Genomic DNA, 5607 nt, shown 5'->3' with positions numbered 1-5607 from the left:
CGTATTTCATAATTTACCTCGCCTATTTATGTGAAATGTGTTAAACATTTTACCCAGGATTGGCGGCTTCCGCTTTCCCGGACTTATGTCAATTCCGGTTGTATCGGAATGATTAAACCGCTCTTGACGCAGAGGAGACAGAGAAAGGCAAGAGAGATGAATAATATCGTTTTTGCTGGGATGGGAATGATCGAGTCAAGGTCAATAATTCCACATTCCCCCACTCCCGACTCCCGACTCCCCACTCCCCATCCCGAACGGTGTAACCGGAATTGATATAACTTTTTCTAGTGACACTCGTTTGGGGTAGCTGGTTTGAGTGTCACTGATTTTACAGACATGGCCACGACTGGTAAAAAAACTCAAAACTTACGCACCTACTCTATCTGTAGGGTGCTTATTGCTAGCCTTACCCCTAGCAATAAAATTCTTAACCATCTTGGTGACTGCTATAAATAAGCCCACCAATACGCAGAGCTCCGACAACTTCTGCTTCGTCGGGGATCTAAAAGTCTAAAAGAAGTAAAAGCAATGGTTTCGGCAATTTCAACGCGCCACCTGCCGCATATACTCCCCCCACAACTGAGCGGCATTTGCACTACCTCCCCCTGTCGCAGAATTATCATCATTTCCCAACCAAACTCCTGTCACCAGTTGCTGACTCGGAATATAACCGACAAACCACAAATCTTTATTATCATTAGTCGTGCCTGTTTTTCCAGCTTCTCCTAACCCCAAAGCAGCACTGCTGCCCGTACCTCCACGCACCACACCTTGGAGCAGATCAGTCATCGTATCCGCTACGCCTTCAGAAACTAACTGCCGATTGGCAACGCCATCTTTTTGATAGTCATAAATCACCCGGCAACTGTTAAAATTATTTCGATCTTTGCAATCGCTGCTGTCAATAATTCGCTTGATTACGTGGGGGCGATTGCCCAAACCCCGGTTCGCCAAAACCCCGAAGGCACCTGTTAATTCCAATACGTTAACTTCACTTTCACCTAATACTAAACCAGGGGCAGAACGCAGTGGAGATGTAATCCCCAAACGTCTGGCCATTCCCACTACATTGTCTAAACCGACATCTTTTGCTACTCTCAAAGCAATTGCATTTTCCGACTGTGCTAAACCCCGATACATATCAGCACTGCCGCTGGTTCTTTCGCAGCCGCTGTAACTTTGTCCGCCCCAGGAAAGCGGCTCGCAAGAATAAGTCTTGCTGGGTGGTATTCCGCGTTCTAGGGCGGCTGCATAGGTAAAAATCTTAAATGTAGAACCGGGCTGTCTCAAAGCTTGGGTAGCCCGATTAAACTGACTTTTCAAATAATCTACGCCCCCAACTAAAGCTAAGACTTCCCCGGTTGTAGTATTGAGAGTTACCACGGCTCCTTGAGAAAAGCCTGCACTGGCTCCGGCATTTTCTACAGCATTTTTGAGGGAAGCTTCAGCCACCTTTTGCAGGCGGGGATTCAAACCTGTTTCTACAATAAAATTGCCTTCTCTGGCTAACTGCTCCCCCAGCAAAAACTCCAATTCGTCAAATACATAACTGTAGAAATAAGGAGCGATCGTACTTTGCAGAAATTCGCGAGCTTTCGGATTGATATCAATTCGCGATCGCCTCGCGCGATCGGCTTCTTCCTGAGAAATCGTCCCCATTGCGCGCATCCGTTCGATCACTCGATCGCGGTACTGTACCGCCAACTGATAATTTTGAATCGGATTAAAACTGTTTGGCGCCGGCAAAATGCCCGCCAAAGTTGCCGCCTCTGACAAGGTTAAATCCTTCGCCGACTTGCCAAAATAAAACCGAGCCGCATCCTCAAAACCGTAAAGGTCAATTCCCAAAAACACGCGATTTAAATAAGTCAGCAACAGCTCGTCTTTGCTGTAATAATTCTCCAGTTTTAAGGCAACTACTGCTTCCCGGAACTTGCGTCCTGCCGAATCTTGAGTTCCCACATAATCTCGAAACAAACTCCTCGCTAACTGCTGCGTCACAGTGCTGCCGCCTTCGCGAATTCCTCCCCCGCGAACATTGGTCAATAGCGCCCGCAAAACTCCGATCGGATCTACGCCCAAATGCCAATTGTAGCGGCTGTCTTCCGATGCAAGTACCGCCTTGGATAAATAAGGCGAAAAATCCTGCAATTTCTTTAATTCTAAGTGAGCATTATTCTGAGGAGGACGCAGCGGAGTTTGCCCATCGCGGGCGTAAACAATCACGGGGCCATTGATACTTCTCGGCAGAGGCCGCACTTTAAACTTTGTCGATTCCATACCTACCAACACCGCAATCAAAGCGGTGATTCCGCTGACGCCGTAAAAGCTGTAACGCACAAGTTGCAAATACCAAGGCGGCGGATATACAAACTGAATTCTGACAGCGGCGGCTAGTTCCGGCGGCCCTAAAGTGAACACGTCTCCGTGACGCAGGGACATACTTTTAACTCGCCTTTTGCCGCTGTAAATGCCGTTGGTGGAGTCTTCATCTTTGATGACAAAAGGAGTCCGCCGCCGACTATCCCGCGACAGGGATAAGTGGACGTGACTGACAACGGGATTGCGAACTACAATATCTGAAGATTTCGACGATCGACCTAACAAATATCGATCGCCCAACAGCGGGTAAACCTCAGCTTTAGCTGCACCCGCATCCTGTACCCACAGTTCGGGTACTTTGGCATTGGGTTTCAGCGCTAGCTGGTTAAAATTAACCTTAGCAATAGTCTGGACTGCTTGGGTAATCGCACCCAAGACGGTTTGAGGTTTGCGGGGCGGCTGCGGTGGGGTCATATTTCGCTGTGCACTACGATCGAGCGATCGGCTCTTGCACCATTCTACTCGCAACTTTTGGCTAATTTCAGGATCGGCCCACACTCTCTTAGCGAGCGTCGGCTAGTGGCGATCTATTTTGGGGTTATTGGTGAACCCGCAAGGCGAGCCGTTTATTGAGCAAATCTCCACCCAACCACAAACAATCCCCCTCTCACAACCCCGGATTAAATTATCATAAACTTGCCAAAATATCCACACTTTCGATAACATTTATCGCTGCGGCAAGCAACAAACTTCCCATAATTAAAACCCCCCTTTTGAGCGGGGGGTTTAAAGCCTAAAATCTGCTTGATTCTCCTTACATCGAAGAACCCAAACCGGCATAAGCACCGTAGAAGAAAAGAGCCAAAATGCTCAGAACACCGAGGCCTGCGACAGTAGCTACCAGCCACAAAGGAATTCTGCCACTTTCACTAAACATAGCCATCACCTCACTAATTCACAGCTAAACACATTCGATCGAACTCTTGAAACCCAACTGAGACGCCAGTTAATTAAAGAAATAACTGGAAAACAAAATACCCAGAGTAAAAATCAACAACAGACCCAAATAAAGAGAAGTCCGGTTTAACTCAACAGGCTGCTCGTTGGGATTAGGAACGCGCTCAGGCATTGTAAACTCCTATCGTTGAATAAATTGCATTGCTGCGATCGCGCCCAAAAAGAAAATTGTTGGGACACCTAAAGTATGAACTGCCAACCACCGCACCGTAAAAATCGGATACGAAATTGGCTCATTGTTTGGGGTTCTGCTCGTCATTTTTCCAAATCCTTGTTAAATTACTTGGCAATGAACTGATCTACTTGTTTCTTAGCTTCAAAGCGATCCGAGATAATCGGCACTTCTTCCCGCTGCGGTGTGAAATATTGGTTAGGGCGAGGAGTTCCGAAAGCATCGTAAGCTAAACCCGTTTGCACAAACAGCCATCCAGCAATAAACAAAGCCGGAATGGTGATGCTGTGAATTACCCAATAACGGATACTTGTAATAATGTCACCAAACGGACGTTCTCCAGTTGTACCAGCCATTTAGAATCCTCCTTTCAACAACAAATCGACAGACAATCTCTATTACTATTCTACTATCAAGCAGCTTGCGCTGAACCTTGATATTTAAGTAGAGTACCGCTCGCGCCGATCACAAATCCGCGATCGGGGCCCATAAAGACAATCCTGTAAAAATTAGCGGGAACATCTTCAACTTCGCGGTCTTTTTGCCAAGTTTTCCCGCCGTCCAAACTGCACAGCAAATTGCCGCCGCCGCCGGCTACCCAAATTTCATTATCAGTCCGGTAAGCCATGTCCAGTAAACCCCAACTCGCCTTGCGATCGGGAAAAAACGGTTTTCCCCAACCTTCAGGATTGGACGGGTCGCTAAACTGAATCTGACCACCACGGGCGAGCATCCACAAACGCCCGTCCTTGGTAAAGCCCATATTTTGCAGGCGGCGAGAACTATTGCGGTTGTGAGGTTCCCAAGCTTCTTGTCCGGGTTTCCACACCGAGTAGAAATTGCCCTTCGAGGAAACCGCCACATACTGCCCGTCTTCAGAACGGTTGATATTGCGAACTACCCCAAAAGAATCCTGCACGACAGCTTTCCAATTTTTGCCGCCGTCGGAAGTCCGGTAAATCGCCCCGACATCGGTCGTCATCTCGGCGGAATTCGGGCCCAAAGCCGCGATCGTACTCGGAGAACCAGGCAACTGAGAGCTCAAAGCAATCCGCGTCCAAGACTTGCCCTCATCGTTCGTGTGGAGCAAAACTGAAGGCTGGCCGACAATCCAGCCTTCGGAACCCGAAAAACTCACCGACGCAAAACGCGACCTCGGATCGTCGATATCCAGTCCTACAGACTTCCAGCTAGTGCCACCGTCAAGCGTTTCGAGCAGAGTCGCCTCAGAACCCACAACCCAGCCGTGCTGAGGATTGCCCGTAAAGGCAATATCCTGCAAATTAGCTTGCGTCGGCAAGGAAACCACTTGCCAGGGGTTGTAACTCACAGAACCGATGGTGCTGCAACTCGTACAGATGAGCGCAGCGGCCAATAACATTACAATTCGTTGCCAAAATCTCACAATCGTCTTACTGCAAACCATACATACTAAGTAACAACAAGAAACCAACGACCAAGCCGCCAAAAATCAGCAAACTTTTCTGACCTTCGGTCATGCCGTTGACACCGACACCGTAGCGCTGATTTGCCTTAAATCCCGATACCCCTTCCATTTGACCGAGATTTTGAAACATCGACTTACGCGCCCCGCAAACGGGACAGACCCAAGTCGGGGTCACATCTGTAAAAGCAGTGCCAGGGGCAATTGCATTTTTAGGATCGCCCTTTTTAGGATTGTAGACGTAGCCGCAGGCTCGGCACTCGTGCCGATCAAGGGTATTAGTCTCCGTGGCTCGATCGCTCATCAGAAAAAATGGGTAGAAACCCCGTGCTAGAAGCACGGCTTTATATTTTTGATTTACTACCGCCTTGGGATTGGTTAACGGGAGTGTACTTTTGTATTGCACTTTCAACGGGACAATTACCGCTTCAAATCTTCCAATCCTGTACGCATAGTATTTTGCTCAATTGAGCCTCCCATGAATGGGGTAGAAGAGACGACCTGGCAGGTCGTCTGTACTTCGACAATGTTTCGAGAGCTTGTTAGACCTGCAACACTGTTGAGCGTGACCTTAGAACTGTTTAATTGCTCCGGACAGAGCAGGGGACTAGCTACGCATCCACAGGGTGTCGTGACTCTCAAAACGTAG

7 protein-coding genes are annotated in these 5607 nt (G+C 48.3%); all 7 read right to left on the bottom strand.

Translation table 11 applies throughout. The features are described from left to right. Positions 1-546: 546 nt before the first annotated feature. Positions 547-2799 (bottom strand): transglycosylase domain-containing protein, encoded by a 2253-nt coding sequence (locus ACUVJL_RS06725; protein WP_445245149.1) that lies wholly within the window; start codon positions 2797-2799, stop codon positions 547-549. A gap of 340 nt (positions 2800-3139) precedes the next feature. Next, the gene (locus tag ACUVJL_RS06720) at positions 3140-3262 is read right to left on the bottom strand and encodes a photosystem II reaction center protein J (protein ID WP_333428591.1); all 123 of its coding nucleotides are present in this window, start codon (positions 3260-3262) and stop codon (positions 3140-3142) included. 69 nt (positions 3263-3331) lie between these two features. Further along, entirely contained in the window at positions 3332-3454 is a 123-nt protein-coding gene (locus ACUVJL_RS06715; RefSeq protein ID WP_172190234.1) for a photosystem II reaction center protein L, read from the bottom strand. 9 nt (positions 3455-3463) lie between these two features. Further along, on the bottom strand, positions 3464-3601 hold the full coding sequence (gene psbF, locus ACUVJL_RS06710; protein ID WP_006635504.1) for a cytochrome b559 subunit beta: 138 nt from the start codon (positions 3599-3601) through the stop codon (positions 3464-3466). 20 nt (positions 3602-3621) lie between these two features. Then, entirely contained in the window at positions 3622-3870 is a 249-nt protein-coding gene (gene psbE, locus ACUVJL_RS06705) for a cytochrome b559 subunit alpha (protein WP_006635503.1), read from the bottom strand. Between the two features lie 56 nt (positions 3871-3926). Beyond that, a complete protein-coding gene (locus ACUVJL_RS06700; RefSeq protein ID WP_445245148.1) occupies positions 3927-4940 on the bottom strand; it encodes a photosynthesis system II assembly factor Ycf48 in 1014 nt (337 codons plus the stop codon). Beyond that, positions 4927-5262 (bottom strand): rubredoxin, encoded by a 336-nt coding sequence (locus ACUVJL_RS06695; protein ID WP_333052113.1) that lies wholly within the window; start codon positions 5260-5262, stop codon positions 4927-4929. The genes ACUVJL_RS06700 and ACUVJL_RS06695 overlap by 14 nt, the downstream gene beginning before the upstream one ends. Between the last annotated feature and the right edge of the window lie 345 nt (positions 5263-5607).

Source organism: Microcoleus sp. OTE_8_concoct_300 (genome assembly GCF_031383065.1).
In the GTDB taxonomy this organism is placed as follows: Bacteria; Cyanobacteriota; Cyanobacteriia; order Cyanobacteriales; family Microcoleaceae; genus Microcoleus.
This window is presented reverse-complemented; position numbering and strand designations above follow the sequence as displayed.

Bases quoted from the DNA above. Each gene is read 5' to 3' on its own strand.
- ACUVJL_RS06725 (WP_445245149.1), bottom strand. From the start codon at position 2,799: ATGACCCCACCGCAGCCGCCCCGCAAACCTCAAACCGTCTTGGGTGCG.
- ACUVJL_RS06720 (WP_333428591.1), bottom strand. From the start codon at position 3,262: ATGTTTAGTGAAAGTGGCAGAATTCCTTTGTGGCTGGTAGCTACTGTC.
- ACUVJL_RS06715 (WP_172190234.1), bottom strand. From the start codon at position 3,454: ATGCCTGAGCGCGTTCCTAATCCCAACGAGCAGCCTGTTGAGTTAAAC.
- psbF (WP_006635504.1), bottom strand. From the start codon at position 3,601: ATGACGAGCAGAACCCCAAACAATGAGCCAATTTCGTATCCGATTTTT.
- psbE (WP_006635503.1), bottom strand. From the start codon at position 3,870: ATGGCTGGTACAACTGGAGAACGTCCGTTTGGTGACATTATTACAAGT.
- ACUVJL_RS06700 (WP_445245148.1), bottom strand. From the start codon at position 4,940: ATGGTTTGCAGTAAGACGATTGTGAGATTTTGGCAACGAATTGTAATG.
- ACUVJL_RS06695 (WP_333052113.1), bottom strand. From the start codon at position 5,262: ATGAGCGATCGAGCCACGGAGACTAATACCCTTGATCGGCACGAGTGC.